At 72.4% G+C, this 21,185-nt stretch carries 21 protein-coding genes; 11 read left to right on the plus strand and 10 right to left on the minus strand.

The features are described from left to right. Positions 1-25 precede the first annotated feature (25 nt). Both OG943_RS17870 and OG943_RS17875 read right to left on the minus strand, forming a co-directional pair. A complete protein-coding gene (locus tag OG943_RS17870; protein WP_328610912.1) occupies positions 26-886 on the minus strand; it encodes an LLM class F420-dependent oxidoreductase in 861 nt (286 codons plus the stop codon). 82 nt (positions 887-968) lie between these two features. Continuing rightward, positions 969-1,865, minus strand: coding sequence for a LysR family transcriptional regulator (locus OG943_RS17875; protein ID WP_328610913.1), 897 nt, complete (start codon positions 1,863-1,865; stop codon positions 969-971). Between the two features lie 70 nt (positions 1,866-1,935). Here OG943_RS17875 and OG943_RS17880 point away from each other — a divergent pair, with 70 nt between their 5' ends. The 6 genes from OG943_RS17880 to OG943_RS17905 all read left to right on the plus strand — a co-directional run bounded on the left by OG943_RS17880 (position 1,936) and on the right by OG943_RS17905 (position 7,198). Next, positions 1,936-3,207, plus strand: a complete 1,272-nt coding sequence (locus OG943_RS17880; RefSeq protein WP_328610914.1) for an MFS transporter — start codon at positions 1,936-1,938, stop codon at positions 3,205-3,207. Positions 3,208-3,268: 61 nt separating this feature from the next. Further along, positions 3,269-4,243 carry a YncE family protein gene (locus OG943_RS17885; RefSeq protein ID WP_328610915.1) on the plus strand — a complete coding sequence of 325 codons (975 nt, stop codon included), beginning with the start codon at positions 3,269-3,271 and terminating at the stop codon, positions 4,241-4,243. Between the two features lie 2 nt (positions 4,244-4,245). Beyond that, the gene (locus OG943_RS17890) at positions 4,246-5,193 is read left to right on the plus strand and encodes a fumarylacetoacetate hydrolase family protein (RefSeq protein ID WP_328610916.1); all 948 of its coding nucleotides are present in this window, start codon (positions 4,246-4,248) and stop codon (positions 5,191-5,193) included. Positions 5,194-5,220: 27 nt separating this feature from the next. Continuing rightward, entirely contained in the window at positions 5,221-5,577 is a 357-nt protein-coding gene (locus tag OG943_RS17895) for a hypothetical protein (protein ID WP_328610917.1), read from the plus strand. A 22-nt stretch (positions 5,578-5,599) separates the two neighbouring features. Then, a complete protein-coding gene (locus OG943_RS17900) occupies positions 5,600-6,739 on the plus strand; it encodes an FAD-dependent monooxygenase (RefSeq protein ID WP_328610918.1) in 1,140 nt (379 codons plus the stop codon). Positions 6,740-6,904: 165 nt separating this feature from the next. Beyond that, the gene (locus OG943_RS17905) at positions 6,905-7,198 is read left to right on the plus strand and encodes a DUF3040 domain-containing protein (RefSeq protein WP_328610919.1); all 294 of its coding nucleotides are present in this window, start codon (positions 6,905-6,907) and stop codon (positions 7,196-7,198) included. A 40-nt stretch (positions 7,199-7,238) separates the two neighbouring features. On the opposite strand, the gene OG943_RS17910 is transcribed toward OG943_RS17905, so the two are convergent. After that, entirely contained in the window at positions 7,239-7,721 is a 483-nt protein-coding gene (locus OG943_RS17910; protein ID WP_328610920.1) for an Lrp/AsnC family transcriptional regulator, read from the minus strand. Positions 7,722-7,854: 133 nt separating this feature from the next. Between OG943_RS17910 and OG943_RS17915 the strand changes: the two genes are divergently transcribed. Both OG943_RS17915 and OG943_RS17920 read left to right on the plus strand, forming a co-directional pair. Beyond that, positions 7,855-10,182: a transketolase-like TK C-terminal-containing protein gene (locus OG943_RS17915; RefSeq protein ID WP_328610921.1), complete on the plus strand. Its 2,328-nt coding sequence runs from the start codon at positions 7,855-7,857 to the stop codon at positions 10,180-10,182. An 85-nt stretch (positions 10,183-10,267) separates the two neighbouring features. After that, positions 10,268-10,840: a TetR/AcrR family transcriptional regulator gene (locus tag OG943_RS17920; RefSeq protein WP_328610922.1), complete on the plus strand. Its 573-nt coding sequence runs from the start codon at positions 10,268-10,270 to the stop codon at positions 10,838-10,840. Positions 10,841-10,843: 3 nt separating this feature from the next. Here OG943_RS17920 and OG943_RS17925 read toward each other — a convergent pair whose 3' ends face one another. The 3 genes from OG943_RS17925 to OG943_RS17935 all read right to left on the minus strand — a co-directional run bounded on the left by OG943_RS17925 (position 10,844) and on the right by OG943_RS17935 (position 14,183). Further along, positions 10,844-11,929, minus strand: a complete 1,086-nt coding sequence (locus tag OG943_RS17925; RefSeq protein ID WP_328610923.1) for a Zn-dependent alcohol dehydrogenase — start codon at positions 11,927-11,929, stop codon at positions 10,844-10,846. A 34-nt stretch (positions 11,930-11,963) separates the two neighbouring features. Beyond that, positions 11,964-13,379: an aldehyde dehydrogenase family protein gene (locus tag OG943_RS17930; protein ID WP_328610924.1), complete on the minus strand. Its 1,416-nt coding sequence runs from the start codon at positions 13,377-13,379 to the stop codon at positions 11,964-11,966. Between the two features lie 114 nt (positions 13,380-13,493). Continuing rightward, positions 13,494-14,183: a GntR family transcriptional regulator gene (locus OG943_RS17935; RefSeq protein ID WP_328610925.1), complete on the minus strand. Its 690-nt coding sequence runs from the start codon at positions 14,181-14,183 to the stop codon at positions 13,494-13,496. 223 nt (positions 14,184-14,406) lie between these two features. Here OG943_RS17935 and OG943_RS17940 point away from each other — a divergent pair, with 223 nt between their 5' ends. The 3 genes from OG943_RS17940 to OG943_RS17950 all read left to right on the plus strand — a co-directional run bounded on the left by OG943_RS17940 (position 14,407) and on the right by OG943_RS17950 (position 16,893). Continuing rightward, the gene (locus tag OG943_RS17940; RefSeq protein WP_328610926.1) at positions 14,407-14,856 is read left to right on the plus strand and encodes a hypothetical protein; all 450 of its coding nucleotides are present in this window, start codon (positions 14,407-14,409) and stop codon (positions 14,854-14,856) included. Positions 14,857-15,018: 162 nt separating this feature from the next. Next, positions 15,019-15,831 (plus strand): trypsin-like serine peptidase, encoded by an 813-nt coding sequence (locus tag OG943_RS17945; RefSeq protein WP_328610927.1) that lies wholly within the window; start codon positions 15,019-15,021, stop codon positions 15,829-15,831. Positions 15,832-15,927: 96 nt separating this feature from the next. Further along, positions 15,928-16,893 carry an SDR family NAD(P)-dependent oxidoreductase gene (locus tag OG943_RS17950; RefSeq protein ID WP_328610928.1) on the plus strand — a complete coding sequence of 322 codons (966 nt, stop codon included), beginning with the start codon at positions 15,928-15,930 and terminating at the stop codon, positions 16,891-16,893. A 366-nt stretch (positions 16,894-17,259) separates the two neighbouring features. On the opposite strand, the gene OG943_RS17955 is transcribed toward OG943_RS17950, so the two are convergent. From OG943_RS17955 to OG943_RS17970, 4 genes are all read right to left on the minus strand, one after another. Further along, positions 17,260-18,069: a hypothetical protein gene (locus OG943_RS17955; protein WP_328610929.1), complete on the minus strand. Its 810-nt coding sequence runs from the start codon at positions 18,067-18,069 to the stop codon at positions 17,260-17,262. Positions 18,070-18,189: 120 nt separating this feature from the next. Then, positions 18,190-19,707: a CehA/McbA family metallohydrolase gene (locus OG943_RS17960; RefSeq protein ID WP_328610930.1), complete on the minus strand. Its 1,518-nt coding sequence runs from the start codon at positions 19,705-19,707 to the stop codon at positions 18,190-18,192. A 55-nt stretch (positions 19,708-19,762) separates the two neighbouring features. After that, on the minus strand, positions 19,763-20,575 hold the full coding sequence (locus OG943_RS17965; RefSeq protein ID WP_328610931.1) for an alpha/beta fold hydrolase: 813 nt from the start codon (positions 20,573-20,575) through the stop codon (positions 19,763-19,765). 129 nt (positions 20,576-20,704) lie between these two features. Further along, entirely contained in the window at positions 20,705-21,154 is a 450-nt protein-coding gene (locus OG943_RS17970; RefSeq protein ID WP_328610932.1) for an Lrp/AsnC family transcriptional regulator, read from the minus strand. Positions 21,155-21,185 lie beyond the last annotated feature (31 nt).

Below are 21,185 nucleotides of genomic sequence, written 5' to 3' on the forward strand. Positions count from 1 at the left end.
CCGGCGGGTACCGGTCAGCAAGTTGTCAGGATCCGGTAATCCTTTCCCGGCCGAGCTTCCCGGCCAGCCGGCCGAGCCACGCCTCGACTTCGGCGGGCTCACGGTCGGGCAGCCCGAAGATCGTCTCGGTCACGCCGGCCGCCGCCAGCCGGTCGAGCAGCGCCGGGTCGGGCCGTGGCCCCAGCGCGGCCACCTCGGGCTCGCCCTCGCGGCCCTCCTCGCGCCAGATCCGCCGCAACAGCGCGACGTTCTCCTCGATGTCCACTTCGGACGGAGTGGTGAGCCAGCCGTCGGCCGAGCGCGCGATCCAGCGGAACGTCTTCTCCGTGCCGCCCGCGCCGACGAGCACCGGGACCCGCGGCTGCACCGGTTTCGGCCACGCCCAGCTGGGGCCGAACTCGACGAACTCGCCGGCGTAACTCGCCTCGTCGTTCGTCCACAGCTCGCGCATCGCTTCGAGGTACTCGCGCAGCGCGGTGCGGCGCTTCTTGCCCGGCACGCCGTGATCGGCCAGCTCGTCGGTGTTCCAGCCGAAGCCGACGCCGAGCGTCACCCGGCCGCCGGAGAGGTGGTCGAGGCTCGCGATGGTCTTGGCCAGCGTGATCGGATCGCTCTCCACCGGCAGCGCGACGGCGGTGGCGAGCCGGATCCGGGTGGTCACCGAGGCCGCGGTGGCGAGCGCGACCCACGGGTCCAGCGTGCGCAGGTACCGGTCGTCCGGCAGGGTTTCGTCCCCGGTGCGCGGATGGGGCGCCGAGCGCCGCACCGGGATGTGCGTGTGCTCGGGGACGTAGAAGGCGTCGAAGCCCGCGTCCTCCGCCGCCCGCGCCGCGGCCGCCGGGGTGATCCCCCGGTCGCTGGTGAAGAGCACGATCCCGTATCTCACCCCTGGCACATTATTAGAACGTGTTTCAGTTTGCAATGGGGCTCAGCTCGCCCCGGAAGCCACTGCGGCCGGCTGTCCCGTCTCAGGAGACGGCGGCCACCAGCTCGATCTGCAGCCGCCGGGCGGCCGGGCTCGCCGCGTAGCCGCGGGGAAGGGCGAAATCGACCCGGCGCTCGACCTCCACGTCGGTCAGGACCCGGTGCCAGACCCCGGAATCGCGGCCCTGCTCGGCGACGGCCCTGGGGAGGAACGCCAGCCCCACGTCGCCAGCGACCAGGTCGAGGGCCATGCCCCAGTCGTCGACCTCGCACACCTGCTTGCGGCGCAGCCCGGCCTCCAGGAAGAGCTGGTCGAGCTGCGTGCGCACCGCCCAGTACCGGGGCACGTCGACGAACCGCTCGTCCGCGAGGTCGCTCAGGGCGATCGACCCGGCATGCCGCAACGGGTGGCGGCGGGAGCCGGCCAGCACGAACGGTTCGGCCGCGAGCCCGGTGATGTCCAGCTCCTGCCGCGCGGCCTCGGTGGCGGAGAGGATGGCGCAGTCCAGCCGCCCGACGGTGATCAGCCGGACCATCTCCTCGGTCGGCAGCTGGGCCAGCCTCAGTTCGAGCCCCGGATGCAGCACGGTCATGCGGGAAAGCACCGCCACCAGCGGGACGATGTGCTCGACATGGGTGAACACGCCGATGCGCAACCGCCCGGCCAGCCGCCGGCTGACCTGCCCGACCGCTTCGTGGACGGAGTCGAAACCGCGCACTGCCTCGCGGGCCGCCGGGATCAGGGCGCGCCCTTCGGCGGTCAGCCGCAGCGGCCGGGTGCCCTTCACGTAGAGCGCGACGCCGAGATCGCTCTCCAGCGCCCGGATGGACGAGGACAGCCCGGACTGCACGATGAACTCCCGGCGGGCCGCCTCCGTGAAGCTGCCCTCCTCGACCAGCGCCAGGAAGTGCCTCAGCTGCCGGATTTCCACACCTACCATCTCCCCAAGAGATACCAGAGATCTTCAGATGCTCTGCCACGGATGGTAGCGCCGGACGACCATGGTCGGCATGGAACACGCCACGCAGCAGACGAGGCCGCGGCCGCCGGCCGCGGTCCCGGTCCCCGCCACCCCCGCCGGGGCCGGCCGGCACCTGCCGCCCTCCGCCGGATTCTGGGTGGTCGCGGCCGCCTACGCCGCGCTCAGCGCGTTCGGCACCGCCCCCACTCCACTGTGGACGATCTACCAGCAGGTGGACCGGTTCGGCCCGCTCTGGGTGACCATCGCCTTCGCGATCATGGTCGCCGGGATCATCCTCAGCCTGGTCTTCCTCGGGCACCTGTCCGACCGCCTCGGCCGGCGGCGGATCATCGCGCCCGCGCTGTTCCTCACCCTGGCCGCCGGTTACGTCCTGATCGCCTGGACCGGGCTGGCGGGCCTGCTCACCGGGCGGCTCCTGACCGGCCTCGGAGTCGGGCTGATGGCCGCGAGCGCCACCGCCTACCTCGCCGACCTCGACCGTCAGGCCCGGCCGCACGTCACCGCGCCGAAGCTCCCGGGGCTGGTCGCGGCCGGCGCGAGCCTCGGCGGGCTCGCGCTCGGCCCGCTGCTGGCCGGCGCGATCGCGGAATGGCTGCCGGACCCGCTGCGGACGCCGTACGTCATCCTCGGCCTGCTCGTGCTGGTGTGCCTCGCGCTGGTGCTGGTGACCCCGGAGACCGTCGACCTGGCCGCCGCGCCGCGCGCCGCCGCGCCCAGGATGAGCCTCCGCCCCGGGCGGCGCGCGGTGTTCACCGGCGCCACCTTGCTCGGGTTCGCCGCCTTCGGCGCCAGCGGGGTGTTCTCCTCGGTCGGGGCGCTGGTCATCCGCGACGATCTCGGCATCCACGACGTGTTCGTCGGCGGCCTGGCCACGTTCGCGGTGTTCGGGGCCTCTGCCGCGGCTCAGCTGGTCCTCGGGCGGCTCGGCCCCCGCCTGCTCACCTACCTGGGTCTCCTCTGCTACCTCGCGGGCCTGGCGGCGACGTCGGTGTCCATCGCGAACCCTTCGCTCGCGTTGTTCCTGGCCGCCGCCGCGGTGACCGGCGCGGGCACCGGAATGCTGTTCAAGAACGGGCTTTCGCTCTCCGCCGAGTCCGCGGCGCACGCCTCCCGGGCCGGCGTCCTCTCGGTGTTCTTCGTCGTGGCCTACCTCGGCATGGGCCTGCTGTCGATCACGTTCGGGCTCCTCGTCGGCAGTTACGGCTCGGCCACCACGATCATCGTGCTGAGCGTGGTGCTCGCCCTCATCGCGGTCGCCGGCACGGTGCTCGTGCCGGCGCGGCGGGTGCCGCCGGCCTGAGCATCAACCGGCCTTCGCCCCAGATTTCCTTCATCCGCACCGAATCCCTGAGGAGCACATCGTGTCCAGCCTGCTGATAGCCGACACCGAGGCCAGCGCGATCGAACTGCGTGACACCGAGACCTTCGAGCAGCTCGCCGTGCTGCCGACGCGGTCCATGCCCCACGAAGTCGCCGTGGACCGGCAGCGGGGGCTCGGTTACGTCAGCATCAGTTACGAGGACGGCTTCTACAACCATTACGAGAAGGCCTCGCACTTCCTGGAAGTGGTGGCGATCGACGGGCTGCGGCACCTGCGCAGCGTCGACCTCTCCCCGCACTGGGGGCCGCACGGGCTGCAGCTCTCGCCCGACCTGCGCACCATGCTGATCACCTGCGAGTCCCACGGCGGCGAGCTGATCGCGCTCGACCTCGAGACCGACGAGGTGGTCGGGTCGGTCCCGGTCGGCGCGTCGGGGCCGCACTGGCTCACGCTGACCCCGGACGGCGCCAAGGTGTTCACCGCCAACAAGGAGGACCCGTTCATCACCGTGGTCGACGTCGGGTCGATGACGGTCACCGGCCGGATCGAAACCCCGCACGGGACCGAGGGGATCGCCGTCTCCCCGGACGGCACCCAGGTGTTCGCGGCGAGCCAGCAGTCCCCGCACCTCTACCTCGTGGACGTCGCCACCGAGAGCCTGGCGGAGTCGCTCACCCTGGAGGAGGGGCCGGGCGCGGTCACGGTCACGCCGGACGGCCGCCGGGTCGTGTTCACCAGCTTCAACTTCGACGTCTGGAACGAGAACCCGGTGCTGCGCCAGGGGTTCGTCCAAGTGCTGGACCTCGCGAGCCGCGAGCTGGGGCCGCGGATCCCCGTCGGCCGCTTCCCGCTCAACGTGACGACCAACGCCGAGGGCACCACCGCCTACGTGTGCGACTACAAGGACAACACCGTCTCGGTCGTCGACCTGGACGAGATGGCCGTGACCGGCACCATGCCCGTCGGCGAGGGCCCGCACGGCATCGCCTGCCTCGACGCACCCACCAAGGACTGACCATGAAACTCGTCACCTTCACCCATACCGGACCGCCGTCGGTCGGGGTGCTGACCGCCGGCGGTGTCGCCGACGCGGGCCACCTGCTGTCCCGCGACGGCCGGGCCGAACCGATGATCGAACTCATCGACCGCTACGAGGACCTCCGGCCCGAACTGGCCCGCCTGGCCGCTTCCGGGCCGGCGACCCCCCTCGCGGAGGTCCGGCTCCAGGCGCCCCTCCAGCGGCCGGGCAAGATCGTCTGCTGCATCGGCAACTACTGGGAGCACGCCACCCGCGAGCCGCGGCCGCTCAACATGTTCCTCAAGAGCCCGGACTCGGTCCTCGGGCCGGAGGGCACCGTACGGCTGCCCGCCACCCGCGACCCGTGGATCTTCATGCACGAAGCCGAGCTGGGCGTCGTCGTCAAGGGGCCGGCGAAGGACGTGGCCGCGCCGGACTGGCGCCGGGCGGTGTTCGGCTACACCTGCTTCCTCGACATCACCGCGCGGGGCGAAGGCCGGATGACCTGGCGGTCCGGCAGCTGGATGGGGAAGTCGTTCGACACCTTCGCGCCGCTGGGGCCGTGCATCGTGACCGCCGACGAGATCGCCGACCCGCAGGACCTGCGCGTGCGGATGTGGAACGACGAACAGCTGCGGCACGACTACTCCACCGGCGACATGGAGCACCAGGTGCCGGAGATCGTCGCCTTCGCCTCCTCGATCATGACCCTGAACTCCGGCGACGTGCTGGCCTGCGGCACCAACCACGAGGGCCTCGGCGCCGTCCAGGACGGGGAACGGCTGGTGGTCGAGATCGGCGGGATCGGCCGGATGGGCGTCACCGTCAGCGATCCGCTGCGGCGGACCTGGGAGCGCGGCGTCTACCTGGGCGCCGACTCGACCAATCACGAGGCGGTCCGACGGCACCGGCCGCGAGAGGCGCACCTGCTGCGCGACGAGTCCTGACCGGATCCCGTCCCCCAGGAGGCAGTCGTGCGCTGGGACACCCACAACCACGTGGTTCCCGAGTCACTTGTGGACATCGCGAGGTCCGGTTTCCCGGTCTCCGTCGACGGGGACACTGTCACGGCCGACGGCGTCCGGTTCACGCTCACCCGTGAGTTCACCGATCCGGCGGTGAAGCTGCGCCGGCCGGCGGAAGCCGGCCTCGACGCCGCGGCGGGCGCGGTCGGCGTCGAGGCCGGCACGTCCGTGCTCGACCGCCCGCTGGGCACGGACGCGCCGTACGACAGGGCCTCGCCCGATCCCGTCGGCGCACTGCTTTCCGTGGTGGAGAAAACACCGCCCGGCAGATCATGGAAGACAACCCGGTACGTATTTTCGGTTTGACCTCAGCGGAACAGGAGCAATCGTGAACACGAAGGTCCAGCGGGTACTGGTGTCCGGCGGCGGGATCGGCGGCCTGGCGGTGGCCGGGGCGCTGGCCCGCCGGGGGGTGGCGGTCGACGTCGTCGAGGTGCGGGCCGACCTGGAGGTGACCGGGATCGGGATCAGCGTGCCGAACAACGCCCTGCGGATGCTGAAGACGCTCGGGGTGCTCGACGAAACCGTCGCCGCCGGGTACGTCTTCGACGAGTACGTGCGGCGCGACGCCGCCGGCGAGCAGATCGTCGCGCTCCCCTGTCCGTCCTCTTCGGACGGTGTGCCGGGGTACCTGGGCATCACCCGCGCCCGGCTCGCCGGGATCCTGCGCACGGCGGCGATCGCCGCGGGCGCGCGGCTGCGGCTCGGGGTCGAGATCGAGGAGTTCACCGAAGGCCCGCAGGCGGCGCAGGTCCGGCTGAGCGACGGCCGGGAGGTCGAATACGACCTGGTCGTGGGGTGCGAGGGCCTACGGTCGCCGTTGCGGACGCGCTTGTTCGGCGCCCAGGCCGGGCCGGTGTTCACCGGCTACTCGTGCTGGCGTGCCAAGCCGAAGATGCCCCGCCGGGTCGGCGCGATGACGAAGTTCGCGGGCGCCACGACCGACGCGGGCCTGGTGCCCCTCACCGAGGACGAGATGTACCTGTTCCACGTCACCGCCGAGCCGGGCAACCCCTACCACGAGCCGGCCGGCTGGCGGGACCTGCTGGAAGAGCGGCTGGCGGAATACACCGGGCTGGTCGCCGAAGTCCGCGAGAACCTGCCGCCGGCCGAGGAGATCATCTACAGCCCGCTGTTCGAGGTGCGCCTCCCGGCGCCATGGCACACCGGCCGGGCGATCGTGATCGGCGACGCCGCCCACGCCGTCGTGCCCCATCTCTCGCAGGGCGGGTCACAGGCGCTCGAAGACGCGGTGGTGCTGGCCGAAGAACTCACGCGGCGGACGCTGGCGGACGCGTTGCCGGCCTTCATGGCGCGCCGCTTCGACCGCGCCCGGCACCTGCAGCGCCTCTCCTCCACCATGCTGGTCCGGGAGATGACCGGGCCCCCCACCGACCGGGAAGAGCTGGGCGCCGAGCTGTCCCGGGAGATGGCGTCGGTCCGCGCCTACCTGGACCAGCCGGTCTGACGGAGGACCTGCGCCCGGCCCGGGAAGCCGCCGCGAAGCGGGGCTGGCACCGGGCTTGGCACCGGTTTGCCGATTATTCCGGCAAAACCGGTGCTTGACGCAGGGGCAGGTCGGGTACTCAACTGTAGGTGCGATCATCGGCCCGATCCGTCCCGAGGAGGGGTCATGCTGCCCTATCGAGACCGCAGTGTGCTGCGGAAGATCGAAGAAGAGCTGGCCGCGAGCGACCCCGCGTTCGTGGCCGCGTTGAGCCAGGGCGTGCCCCCGTCGCGCTCCCGGCTGTGGCTGACCACCCTCGTCCTGGCCGACGTCACCGTCGTGCTGATGGTCGTGTTCGGTCTGCTCACCGGCGGCACCGGCTTGTTCTTGTGGGGCTTCGCCGCCATCCCCGCGCTCGGGTGGGTCCACCACGACCTGCTCAAGCGCAAGCGGGAACGGCAGTCCGGCGAAGCGGGCTGAACCGGCCGGACCGTGGTGACGCACCGGAGGCACCGGTGCGTCACTTGCCTGCCGCCGCCCGTTCCAGCAGCGGGGTGATCCGGTACGGCACCATCTCGCGCATCACGAGCGCGTTGGTCGTCCGCTCGACGCCCGGGATCTCGAGCATCTGCCCGGCGATCCGGTACAGGTCGTCGGCGTCGGCCGCGACGACGTGCACCAGCAGGTCGGACGGGCCGGTCAGCCCGTGCACCCGCAGCACCTCCGGCACGGCGGCCAGCGACCGGCCGACGTCGCCGAGCAGCCGCTGCACGACCTGCACGGTGACGAACGCGGTGAGCGGGTAGCCCAGCGCCGCCGGGTCGATCCGGTGCTCGGCCGAGCGCAGCGCCTCGCCCTGCTCGAGTCGCGCGAGGCGGCTCTGCACGGTGTTGCGGGACAGGCCCAGCTCGTCGGCGAGCGCGACGGCGGTGGCGCGGGGCGAGCGCCCCAGGGCGAGCAGGATGCGGGCGTCGGTGGCGTCGAGCCGCTGGGCACTGGGCATGCTGCGCAGTCCTCTCCGCGCCCGCAGGCGCCGTTCTGGGCGTTCTGCTCAATGAGCGACGCTTCAGTTGTGCAGCCTACCCAGCTCTGTTGGACTGGAGGAGACGTTCCGCCCAAGAGAGGTCCACGACGACGTGAGCAGCCCCGCACCCGAGCGCACCAGCGAGACCGGAACCGACGTCCTGCGCGAGGTGCAGGACCGCGTGCTCTGGCTCTCCACCGCGATCATCGACCACGCCAACCGGGTGCGCCCCAACCCGACCGGGCTCAAGGTCGGTGGGCACCAGGCGTCCAGCGCCTCGATGGTGTCGATCATGACGGCGCTCTGGTTCGCCCGGCTGCGCGCCGAGGACCGCGTGTCGGTGAAGCCGCACGCCTCCCCCGTGCTGCACGCGATCAACTACCTGCTCGGCGACCTCGACGAGCGCTACCTGACGTCGTTGCGCGAGTTCGGCGGGCTGCAGAGCTACCCGTCGCGCTCGAAGGACCCGGACCAGGTCGACTACTCCACCGGTTCCGTCGGCATCGGGGCCACCGCGCCGTTGTGGGGCGCGATGGCCCGCCGCTACGTCGAGTCGAGCACGGGCGGCGCGGGCACCGGCCGCCAGTACTCGCTCGTCGGCGACGCCGAGCTGGACGAGGGCGCCGTCTGGGAGGCGGTGCTCGACCCGACCGTCGCCGAGCTGGGCGAAGTGGTGTGGATCGTCGATCTCAACCGCCAGTCGCTCGACCGCGTGGTGCCCAACATCGGCGCGACCCGCCTGCAGGGCATGTTCGACGCGGCCGGCTGGCAGGTGCTGACCGTCAAGTACGGCCGCCTGCTGCAGGACCTGTTCGAGCGCCCCGGCGGCGAAGCGCTGCGCAGCCGCATCGACGAGATGGCCAACCCCGAGTACCAGCGGCTGCTGCGCTGCACCCCGGCCCAGCTGCGCGAGCGGCTCGCGTCGCCGGAGCTGTCGCCGTTGCTGGACACCCTCGACGACACCACGCTGCACGCGGCCATCCGCAACCTCGGCGGCCACGACCTGCCGGCGCTGCTGGACGCGTTCGACGCCATCGACGACCGCCGTCCGACGGTCGTTTTCGCTTACACCGTCAAGGGTTTCGGCCTGGCCAGCGAGGGCCACCCGCAGAACCACTCGTCGCTGCTGACCGCCGGGCAGGTCGGCGAGCTGGCCGCCCGCGTCGGCACCTCGCCCGGCGAGCCGTGGCGGAAGTTCGAGGACGGCTCGGCCGCCGCCCGGCTGTGCGCGGACACGGCGACGCGGCTGCGGCGGGAACCCGTTGTGCCGCACCGGATTCCGCCGATCCCTGCGGACATCGGCCGGACGCCGTCCGGGCGCGCCACGACGCAGGCCGCGCTCGGGCGCGCGCTGCTGGACCTGACTCGTGAGGCGCCGGAGGCCGCGAAGCTGGTCGTCACGCTGTGCCCCGACGTCTCGTCGAGCACCAACCTCGGCGGCTGGGTCAACAAGGTCGGCGTGTGGTCGCCGCAGGAGCGCGTCGACTGGTTCGCCGACGACCCCGAGACGATCCTGCACTGGCGCGAGCGGCCCACCGGCCAGCACCTGGAGCTGGGCATCGCCGAGACGAACCTGGTGGGCGCGCTCGGCGAGCTGGGCGCGACCTGGTCGCGCTGGGGACGGCCGCTGCTGCCGATCGGCGTGCTCTACGACCCCTTCGTGGAGCGCGCGCTGGAGCCGTGGTCGTTCGGCATCTACGCGGGCGGGCAGTCGATCCTGGTCGGCACGCCCTCGGGCGTCACGCTGGCCCCGGAGGGCGGCGCGCACCAGTCGGTGACCACGCCGTCGGTGGGCCTGGAGCAGCCGGGCTGCATCACCTACGAGCCGGCGTTCGCGCTCGACGTGGAGTGGACGCTGCTGGCGTCGCTGGCCCGGCTCGGCCGCCCCGACGGGACCTCGGCGTACCTGCGGCTCTCGACGCGGCCGGTGGAGCAGAGCCTCGCCGCGGTGCCGTCGGACCCGGCGGCCCGCGAACGCCGCCGCCGGCAGGTCGTGGCCGGCGCGTACCCGCTCCGCACCGCCGCGGTGGCGAGCCCGGACGTCACGATCGTGACGATGGGCGCGCTCGTCACGGAGGCCCTCACCGCCGCGGACCGGCTGGACGCGCTGGGCAAGCACGCCGACGTGGTCTGCGTGACCAGCCCCGGCCTGCTGTTCCGCGCGCTGCAGGCCCGCGCCGGGCAGGGCAGTGCCGGACAGGGCAGTGCCGACACCTGGATCCTCGACTCCGCGCTGCCGGCCGAGCGGTCCGCCCCGATGGTCACGGTGCTCGACGGGCACCCGCACACCCTCGCCTTCCTGGCGAACGTGCACCGCGTGCGCGCCGCCCACCTCGGCGTCACGCAGTTCGGCCAGTCCGGCGACCTCGACAGCGTCTACCGCCACCACGGCATCGACGCGGACAGCATGATCCGCGCCGCGCTGGATGTGGCTGACTGAGCGGCTGCACCTCGTGGGGGTACGATCTGGAGGAAATCTCCACTTTCTATGAAGATCATCTCCACTCGTCAACGCGAGGTAGCGCATGACCGCCCCCAAGCCGCTCCGGGCCGACGCCCAGCGCAAGCGTGACGCCCTGCTCGCCACGGCCCGGGAAGTCTTCGGCACCGGCGGCTTCTTCGACCTGCGCTTCGACGATTTCGCCCGCCTGGCCGGGGTGGGCACCGGCACGCTGTACCGCCACTTCCCCACCCGGGAGGCACTGGCCGAGGCCGTCTACCACGAGGAGGTCGCCACGCTGCGCGACCGCGCCCGTCAGCTGCAGGCCACCCTGCCCTCGGAGGAGGCCTTGGCGACCTTCCTGCGCGTCATGGTCGACCACATGCACGCCCACCAGGGCCTCGCCCGGACACTGGCCACGCTCATGGCCGCCGGCTCGGGTGCGCTCGCCGAGGGCAGTCAGGCGTTGGAGCGGGCCGTCACCGATCTGGTGGCCGCCGCGGTGAAAGACGGCTCCATCCGCGACGACGTGGGCGCCGGTGCCGTCATGATGGCCCTGCACGGCATCGGCGCGGCCCATGACCGCCCCGACTGGCGGGCCGAGGCCGACGGCGTCATCACCCTCGTACTGGACGGGCTGCGACGCCCGGCGCGGTGAGGGTCATCGCTCCCCGATCATGATCAGCGACCGCGCGCCATGGCCCGCCCGCATCCGGGCGAACGCTTCGGGCACCTCGGCGAGCGAAATCCGGTGTGTCACCAGGGTTTCCAGGTCGAGCGCGCCGGAGCGGACCTCCTCGGCGAGCAGCGGGATGTCGCGGTCCGGGTCCGACGCGCCGTACACGGTGCTGGTGAGCGTGCGCGCGAAGTGGAAGATCTCCAGCGGGTTGAACACCACCTCCTGATCGCGCCGCCCGACGCCGACCACGGTGCAGTGCCCGCCGCGGCGCACCGAACTCCACGCGGCGCGGATCGTGGCGGCCGCGCCGACGCACTCGAACGCGTGATCCGCGCCGCGGCCCTCGGTCAGCCCGCGCACCGGCCGGGCCAGTTTGGCGTCGCTGAGCAGGAAGTGCGTCGCCCCGGCGGCCCGTGCCAGCTCCTCCTTCTCCGGCGAAACGTCCACAGCGATGATCGGCGACGCGCCCGCGAGCTTCGCCCCGAGCACCGCGCACAACCCGATGCCGCCCAGCCCGATCACGAGCACTGACTGTCCACTCCGGACCTTCGCGGTGTTGCGCACGGCGCCGATGCCGGTCAGCACGGCGCAGCCCATCAGCGCGGCCAGGTCCAGCGGGACACCGGCGGGCAGCGGCACGACGGACTTGCCGGGCAGCACCGTTTCCTCGGCGAAGCCGCCGACCCCGAGGACGACGTGCAGCTGCTCGCCGCCGACCTCCCCGCGGGGCAAGGTGGTGATCCCTTCGATCGCGGCGCACAGCCACGGCTCGCCGGCCCGGCAGAACCAGCACTCCCGGCAGGCCGCGGCCCAGTTCAGCACCACGCGGTCACCCGGCCGGACGTGCGTCACCTCCGCGCCGGTCTCGGCGACGATGCCCGAGGCCTCGTGCCCGGGCACGAACGGGTACTGCGGGCTCAGCGTCCCGTCCACCATGGACAGATCGGAGTGGCAGACGCCCGCCGCGGTGATCCGCACCCGCACGTCCGCCGGCCCGACGGGCGGCAGCGTGACGTCCAGTACCTCCGGCTCCGCACCCGGCTCGCGCACGACAACGGCTTTGACCACGGCGTCTTCTCCTTGTCCGGCACGGAAAAACGGATCAGAGCTGGATGGACTTGACCTCGGTGAACTCGGCCATCGCGGAGCGGCCCATCTCCCGGCCGACGCCGGACTGCTTGTACCCGCCGAAGGGCGCGAGCGGGTTGTACGCGCCGCCGTTGACGTCGATCTGGCCGGTGCGCACACGCCGCGCGAAGGCCAGCGCGCGGTCCGGGTCGGCCGACCAGACGGCGCCGTGCAGGCCGTAACGCGAGTTGTTCGCGATCCGCAGCGCGTCGGCCTCGTCGTCGAACGGGATGATCGACAGCACCGGGCCGAAGATCTCCTCCTGCGCGATGGTGGAATCCGGGTCGACGTCCGCGAACACCGTCGGCGCCACGAAATAGCCGGTGTCCAGCCCGGCCGGGGCGTCGGCGCCGCCGGTCACCAGCGTCGCGCCCTCGGCCACGCCCTTGGCGATGAACTCCCGGACGCGCTCGCGCTGCGCGGCCGAAACCAGCGGGCCGAGCTTCGTCTTCGGGTCCAGCGGGTCGCCGGGGGTGAAGCCCTCGGCGAACTTCTTCGCCAGCGCCACGGCTTCTTCGTGCTTCTCGCGCGGGACGAGCATCCGCGTCCAGGCCGTGCAGGTCTGGCCGCCGTTGAGGAAGGCGTTGGAAACGCCGACCTTCACGGCGGTCGCGAGGTCCGCGTCGTCGAGGATCACGTTCGCGGACTTGCCGCCCAGCTCCAGCGTGACCCGCTTGACCGAGCGCGCGGCCAGCTCGGCCACGCGGGTGCCCGCGCGCACGGACCCGGTGAACGACACGACGTCGACCTCCGGGTGCGTCGCCAGCGCTTCGCCGGCCACGGGGCCGAACCCGGTGACCAGGTTGACCACGCCGGGCGGGAAACCGGCCTCGTGGATCGCGTCGAACAGCTGGTACGCGCTCAGCGGCGCGACCTCGCTGGGCTTGACCACCACGGTGCAGCCCGCGGCCAGCGCGGGCGCGATCTTGCAGGTGATCTGGTGCAGCGGGTAGTTCCACGGCGTGATCGCGGCGACCACGCCCGCGGCCTCGCGCACGATGAGCGAGTTGCCGACCCGCTCGTCGGCCTCGTCCTCGGCGAGCAGGTCGACGAACGTCCGCACGTCCGTCTGCGGCAGCGCGGCCTGGATGCGCGTGGCCATGCGCAACGGCGTGCCGACGTCGCGAGCGATGGTCTCGCCGATCTCCTCGGCGCGCTTCACCAGGCCCTCGTGCAGGCGCCGCAAGCATTCCCCGCGCTCGGCCCGGCTGGTGGCGGACCACGCGGGGAAGGCCTCCCGCGCCGCGCGCACCGCGCGATCGGCGTCCTCGGCCGTGCCCTCGGGAATCACCGCCAGCACCTGCTCGGTGGCCGGGTTCTCCACCGCGATCGTGGCGCCGGCCCCCGGCACCCACTCGCCGCCGACGTACAGCACGTTGCGCTCTTCCACCGAGTCTCCTTCGACCGGAACCGTTCGCGACCGGACTCTATAGAAAAATGCGCCCGCCTGCCCAGTGCCGTTTTTCAGTGCCGTTCTTCAGCGCCGTTCTTCAGTGCGGGTTCGTCACTCGCCGGCCAGCACGCCTTGCGCGGCAAGGAAGTCGACGAGCAGGTCGCCGGCCTTGTGGATGTGCGCCCGCATGGCGTCGCGCGCGGGGCCGGCGCTGCGGGTCCGGAGCGCGCGCAGCAGCGGGCCGTGGTCGTCGCGGGCGGCGAGCGGCCAGCCGGGGATGTCGGCGTACGCGGTGAACGGCACGTACCGCAGCGTCAGGGACAGCATCCAGGTGAGCTTCGGCGCGTCCGCGGCGTGGTTGACGATCCGGTGCAGCTCGAAGTCGGCCCGCTCGGTCGTGCCGAGGTCGGCGGCGCGCACGGCGTCCTCCAGCTCCTCCTGCAGCTTCACCAGCGTGGCCAGCTGCCCGGCGGTCAGCCGCTCGGCCGCGCGGGCCGCCAGCTCACCGGAGAGGTAGGCCTGCATGTCGTAGAGGTCCACGACGTCCCGGCGCCGCACCGGCACCACGCTGAACCCGCGGCCGGGCCGGAACTCCACCATGCCCTCGCCGGTCAGCGACATCAGCGCCTCGCGCACCGGCGTCGCGCTGACGCCGAGCTGCTCGGCCAGGTGCTCGGTGCGCAGCCGCTCGCCACCCCGGACGGCGCCGGTCATGATCAGGTCGCGCACCTGCTTCGCCACCCGCGGGGTCAACCGCTCCCCCGGCTGCCGCGCCGCTCCCGCCTCACCCGCCTCACGCATGAAACGACCACCCTGCACGGATCCAGGCGACAATTCCCGTCATCGTAACCGCTCCCCCGCCACCCGGCGCGCGGTCGAACTCCGCGGCCGCGAACGTGACCCCAGTCACATTTGACCGTCCGGAGAACCGGCCACGCCGCACTGGCGACTACCCGGATGAGCCCCGGATCGCGGGGCCGGCCGATCAAGTGTCCGAAGTGGACACCGACTCAGGGGAGAAGTCATGGCGCTGACACGCAAGCAGGGAATCCTGATGACCGGAGCGGCCGCGGCGGTCCTGCTGACCGCGGGCACGATCGGCGTCGCCGGCGCTTCGACGAACCCGGCGCAGAACACGGGGAGCACGCAGAACATGGCACAGCACATGCAGAACGCGGCCCAGCAGCCGCCGAAGGGCGCCCGCGCGGTCGTCCAGGTCAGCCCGAACCCGACCACCGAACGAGGCCAGGAGATCACGATCACCGGCAACTGCGGCGGCGGCACCGGCTTGAAGGCCGTCGTCGGCGGTTCCTTCGAGCGCCCGACGCTGGTGAACATCACCATCCTGAAGAGCGACCCGGCGGGCTTCCTCGCGAAGGCCAACGTCGCGCCGAACATCGGCAACGGCGTCGGCCCGGTCCTGGTGGACTGCGGCGGCGAGGCCGGCGTGACCCTGCTCGTCACGCACGTCTGACGAGCGCGGGGGCGGCCGGGTGCGCACCCGGCCGCCCCGTCGTCCCGGTTCACCCCAATGGCCGCTTTCGCCGCTGTCAGCGCGCTGTCAGGCCACTGTGAGGTTGCTGTGCATCCGCCTTTCCATGATGCCCCGCGGCCCGAAGCGTGCTGATCTGGACAAGTGACGATCAACGTTTCCCGGGTGGTGCTGGCGGTCTCGACCGCGGCGATGCTCGTGCTGGCGGGCGGGGCCACGGTCAACCCGGCGGACGAGGCGACCGCGCTCGCCGCCGGTTACCCGGTTCCGACCCCCGGGCCCGGCGACGTCGCACAGCCCGCCCCGACCACCGCCTCCGCGACCACTGCCCCCGCAACCGCCGCGACGCCCGCGGTGGGCGCGTTGTTCTCCGGTGGCAACCACTTCTGCTCGGCCAGCGTGGTGGACAGCCCGTCCGGCGATCTCGTCCTCACGGCCGCACACTGTCTCAGCGGCGGGACCTCCGGTCTGACCTTCGTGCCCGGCTACCACGACGGCGTCTCGCCGTACGGCAGCTGGACGGTGACCGCCGAGGCGGTCCCCGCGGGCTGGACGGCGTCGGCGGACCAGGACCTCGATTTCGCGTTCCTCACCGTCACGCAATCGGGCAACCCCGCGTCGCTGGAGAGCCTGGCCGGAGCGAACCGCCTCGGCATCAGCCAGGGCTTCGTCAACCAGGTCACCCTCACCGGTTACCCCGACACCACCTCGGAGCCGGTGGTCTGCGCGAACACGACTTCGCAGTCGGACGTCTACCAGGAGCGCATCGCCTGCCCCGGCTTCCCGGACGGCACCAGCGGCGGCCCCTGGGTCACCGCCGCCGACCCGGTGACCGGGCTCGGCACCGTCGTCGGCGTGATCGGCGGCTACGAGCAAGGCGGCGACACCCCGGACGTCTCGTACAGCGCCTACTTCGACGGCGACATCCAGCAGCTGTACAACTCCGCGATCGGCTGACCGCAGCGGCTCGGCCTGGCGGCTGTCCGCCGTAGCGCTGTCGATCACATTCGCCGGAGTTGACCCGGAGTGCACTCCAGTTCCTAGCCTGGGGTCATGACCGTGAACCAGCAGCACAAGATCGGCTCCGGCTTCGGCTGGGGCAGCACCGCCACCGACGTCCTCACCGGGATCGACCTCACGGGCAAGCTCGCGATCGTCACCGGCGGCTACTCCGGCCTCGGCCTGGAGACCACCCGGGCCCTGACCGCGGCCGGCGCGCACGTCGTCGTCCCCGCCCGGCGCCCGGACGTCGCCGCGGAAGCCCTCGCGGACGTCGACGGCGCCGAAACCGCCGCCCTCGACCTCGGTGACCTGGAGAGCGTTCGCGCCTTCGCCGAAAGCTTCCTGGCTTCCGGCCGCCGCATCGGCCTGATCATCGACAGCGCGGCCGTGATGGCCTGCCCGGAAACGCGGATCGGCCCGGGCTGGGAAGCCCAGTTCGCGACGAACCACCTCGGCCACTTCGCCCTTATCAACCGCCTCTGGCCAGCCGTCCGCCCCGGCGCGCGGATCGTCTCCGTCTCCTCCCGGGGCCACCACTTCTCCGACATCCGCTGGGACGACCTGCACTTCACCGAAGGCCCCTACGACAAGTGGGAGGCTTACGGCCAGGCGAAAACCGCCAACGTCCTCTTCGCAGTCCAGCTCGACACCCTCGCCCGCGAAAGCGGCGTACGCGCCTTCGCCCTGCACCCCGGCGGCATCATGACGCCGCTGCAACGCCACCTGTCGCACGAGGAGAAGGTCGAGCGCGGCTGGATCGACGAGAGCGGCAAGCTGCTCGTCACGTTCAAGACCCCGGAGCAGGGCGCGGCCACCCAGGTGTGGGCCGCCACGTCCCCCCAGCTGGACGACCTCGGCGGCCTGTACTGCGAAGACTGCGACATCGCGGAATTCGCCGCCGACGACGCCGGCCCGGAGTCCGGCGTCCGCGGCTACGCCCTCGACCCCGCCCAGGCGGCGCGGCTGTGGGCCTTGTCCGCGGAACTGACCGGGGTGGACGCCTTCGCCGCCCACTGAACTGGGCCGGCGCCCGGCGCCCGTCGCTCGGGCTGGCGGCTCGGGGCTGGTGGGCTCGGGCTGGCGGCTCAAGACTCGGGGCCGGACGCGGCCGCCGGTCGTGAGTCCACATCGGACACACGACCGGGCCGCGACCGACCCGACCGGAGTCGTGCGCACACCTAGGCGGCAGAGTCGGCAGCCGACCAGCACCGCTCAGCGACACACCCTCAACGCGGCGGCAGAATCGTCACCTGAGCAGCACCGCCCGGCGAGCTATCCTCAACTCGGCGGCAGAGCCGTCACCTGGACAGCACCGCCCAGCGAGGCATCCTCAACTCGGCGGCAGAGCCGTCACCTGAACAGCACCGCCCGGCGATCGCACCGTCAGCTCGTCGGCGGCGTCGTCACCTGGTGCAGGGACAGGTCGGGCCCGGCGGCGGAATCCTCGGTCCAGGCGCCGGTGTCCGCGGTCCAGGTCTGGCCGGCGAAGCTGACCTTGTCGATGCCCAGCGGGATCGCGCGGGCGATCAGCCAGCTGCTGAACGCCCAGCCCTGCGCGGCCGGGTGGGGGCCGCTGAGCTTGGCCGTGCCGAGTTCGGCCTCCGCGGTGGTCACCAGGTTCGCCGTGGGCAGGCCGACAGTGAGGTTGCGGCAGGTCAGCGCCGCCGGGAACTCGCCGGTGAGGGCGGACGCCGCGGCGCGGGCCTCGGGCTCCCACTGGGCGTAGGCGTCGGGGGCGCCCGAGCGCTGCACGGACTGCGCGACCTCCGTGATCGGCAGCGTCTGCCAGTTGTCCAGCTCCACGAGCTTCTCGTAGAACGCCGTCGACGCGTAGACCGGGTCCTGCAGCTGCGCGGGCGTGCCCCAGCCCTGGCTCGGCCGCTGCTGGAACAGGCCGATCGAATCCCGGTCGCCGCCGCTGAGGTTGCGCAGCTTCGACTCCTGCAGCGCCGTGGCCAGTGCGATCGTCACGGCGTGCCCGGGCAGCCCGCGCTGGATCCCGACGGCCGCGATCGTCGCCGCGTTGCCCATCTGGTCCGGCTGCAGCGTGAACTGCGTGGCCGCGGCGGCGTTCGCGTCCTTCGGCAGCGAGACCGTGCACCCCGGCGTCGTGACGCCCTTGCGGTTGAGCACGACCACCACCACGATCACGGCCGCGAGGACCAGCACGACAGCCACGATCGCCGCCCGCACGCCGCACCCGCGCACCCGAAACCCCCACCCCTTGACAACACCGGACGGGGCAAGTCTGCCCGGGACCCCGGTGCGGTGAGCGTGTGGGTACGGCGCTGGGTCCTGGTGCTGGGCCCGGCGCTAGGACCCGGCGCCCAGGAAGATCGGGTTCGACATGGCCACCATCGCGTTGGGCGTGGTGGTGTTCGGCCCGCCCGAGGGACGGCGCACCTCCACCCGCACCCACCGGCTGTAGCGCGGGTACGTGGTCCAGGTGACCGTGGCGCGGCCCGACTCCGGCACCGTCTCGGTGTGCTCCGGCCCCAGCTGGTCGAGGAACGTGACGGTGGTGCCCGGCACCCCGCCCACCGTCGCGCTGACCGTGACCGGCGTGCCGGTGCCCGCGGCGAGCCGCTCCCCGATGCCCGCGCCGCGCCCGCCGCCGGTGACGCCGAACTCCAGGTTCACCGCCTGCGACTCGGCCAGCCACGAGCGCCCGGCCTTCAGCCCGGCGAGCAGCTCGGCCCGGCGCAGGCTGCCGGCCTGCACGACGGTGTGCGGCAGGGCGACGGTCTGATCCGGGTTGTGCGCGTCGGAGTCGCCGATCGCCGGGATCCAGCGGCCGCCGCGCAACAGGCCGTCCCAGTGCGTGACGCTCGCCTCGTCGTCCTGCGTCCACGGGCCGTTCCAGACCTCGACCAGGTCGGCGATCTCGTACGCGAACTCGTACGTGCAGCCGAAGCAGTTCGCGAACGGGTGCGCCGCGGTGACCAGGCCGCCCGCGCGGTGCACCTGGTCGGTGAACCGGCGGAAGTCGGCCGCGTCGGACGCGCGGTAGCGCCAGTCGATCCAGGTGCCGGCGGGCAGCCCGATCGCGGGCCAGTGCCCGGACCGGGTGGTGACCTCCTCGCCGTTCAGGATCAGCAGGTCGTCGGTGGCGTAGTCGCCCCACACCAGCTGCGAGCTGTTCGTGTTGTGGTCGGTGGACACGATGAAGTCCAGGCCGGCCGCGCGCGCGTCGGCCACCAGTTGCTCAGGGGTGCGCTTCCCGTCGGAGTGGACGGTGTGCAGGTGGCAGTCGCCGCGGTACCAGGACCGGCCGCGCTGGCGGGCGGGCGCGCTCTCCGGCGCCGGGTTCGGCCGGAACGGCGCGCCGTCCGGGCCGAAGGTCAGCGTGACGTCCACGCGGTAGTTCAGGCCCTGCGGCGCCACGGTGTACGGGCCGAGGACCACGTGCCAGCGCCCCGCCCGGACCGGCCCCGCGACGTACCCGGGCGTGGCCTCGGTCGCGCTGATCGAGAACCGGTCGCGGAACCCGCCGGACCAGCCGCGGAACCCGCGCGTGTTGCCCAGTTCGTGCCCCTCCGGGCCGAACATCCCGATGTCGCAAGCATTCCCGCGCACGCCGGGCGGCACCGCCGGCTTGTCGTAGGAGTAGACGACGTCGATCTGCTTGACCCCGCGCGGCACGTCCACGGGCAGGTAGTACCAGTCCGGCACGTCCGGCTTGAACATGCCGGTGACGGTCTTGGTCTGCTGCGACGTGCCGGGCGCGGGAGCCGCGAACGCGACGCCGGGCAGCAGCCCCGTCGCCGCCCCGGCCGCCACGATCCCGCCCGCGCGCAGCAGGTTCCGCCTGCTCAGATCCCCGGTGGACATGCACACCTCCGCATAGGAAAGACGGCCCGACGCTAGGCGCACCCGGCCGCGGTCATCAAGGACGCCCAGGTGAACACTCGGCGACCCGGTCGAGCCAGTCGCCGACCAGTGCTTCGAAGAGCGCCGGCTGTTCGAACTGGAGGTTGTGCCCCGCGCGGTCCAGCACCGCGTACGACGCCCGCGGGTAGTGCTCCAGCAACGCGTACTGGTCGGCGTACCCCGTGGAGGAGTCCTGCCGGCCGCACACGATCAGCGCCGGTTTCCGGTACGGCGGCCCGGTTTCCGGCGCGACGGCGAGCGGCCAGCCCGGCGCCATCCGCAGCAGCGCCGCGCGGTCGGCCACGGCGAGGCCGGGCGCGACGTCGGCGCGGAACCGGGCCAGCGTCTCCGCGGACTGGACCACCGCGACGCCGGTGTACTCGGCCGCCTCCGCCGGATCCAGCCCGGCGATCAGTTCGGGATCGGCGCGGAGCACCACATGGCCGGGCACGACGCGCCCGGCGTGCGGGACCGGCGGCCCGACCGGGCAGACCAGCGCGAGCCCCAGCACCTGCCCGGGCCGCTCCCGGGCGAGGCCGCGCGCGAGATAACCGCCGTAAGACTCGCCGATCAGCAGGAACGGCTCGTCGCCGAACAGCTCGTCGACCAGCCCGCCCAGCGCTTCCAGCAGGTCGTCGGAGCCGCGGGCGCGCCCGGCCGGCGAGCGCCCCATGCCGGGCAGGTCCGGGTAGATCCGGCGGTAACCGGGCCGGGTGGCGAAAACCGGCTCCAGGCAGCCGGTCATCAGCCGGTGGTCGGGTGTCCAGCCGTGGACTGCCAGCACCGGGCGGCCGGTGCCGTGTTCGAGGTGGTGAAGGTCGGTGCTCATCGCTCCCCCAGGTAGTCGTGACGTTGATCATCAGTACTACCCCACGCCACCGACAGTTTTCGCGAGATGAGCCGGAAACCCAGCAGTGGCAACACTTTCCCGCCGCAACGAGCGCACCACCAAGGACCCTCAGGCAGGCTTGCGCGGCCCCCGATACGGCAACGTCTGGCTGTAGACGACGTTGGTGGTCGTGCTGCCGAACTGCGCCAGCTCCCCCATCACCCGCTCCAGGTGCGCCATCGAGGTGGCGGCGACCTTCAGCGTGTAGCAGTCGTCGCCCGTGGTGCGGACGCATTCGAGCAGCTCGGTGCGCTCGGCGAGCAGCTGGTGCAGCGGCTCGTGCCGGTTGCCGGGGTACTTCAGCCGCACCACGGCGAGCACGGCGAAGCCGACCTTCTCCAGGTCCACTTCGGCGCGGTAGCCGCTGATCACGCCGAGGGACTCCAGCCGCCGCACGCGCTCGGTGGTGGCCGAGGCGCTCAGGCTCACGCGTTTGCCCAGCTCCGTGAGCGGGAGCCGGCCGTCCTGCTGCAGCTCGGCGAGGATCGCCCAGTCGGTGTCGTCGAGAGTCTCGGCCATCCCGGCAATCTACCGGCAGATCCACGGCGTC

The organism is Amycolatopsis sp. NBC_00345 (assembly GCF_036116635.1).
GTDB lineage: Bacteria > Actinomycetota > Actinomycetes > Mycobacteriales > Pseudonocardiaceae > Amycolatopsis.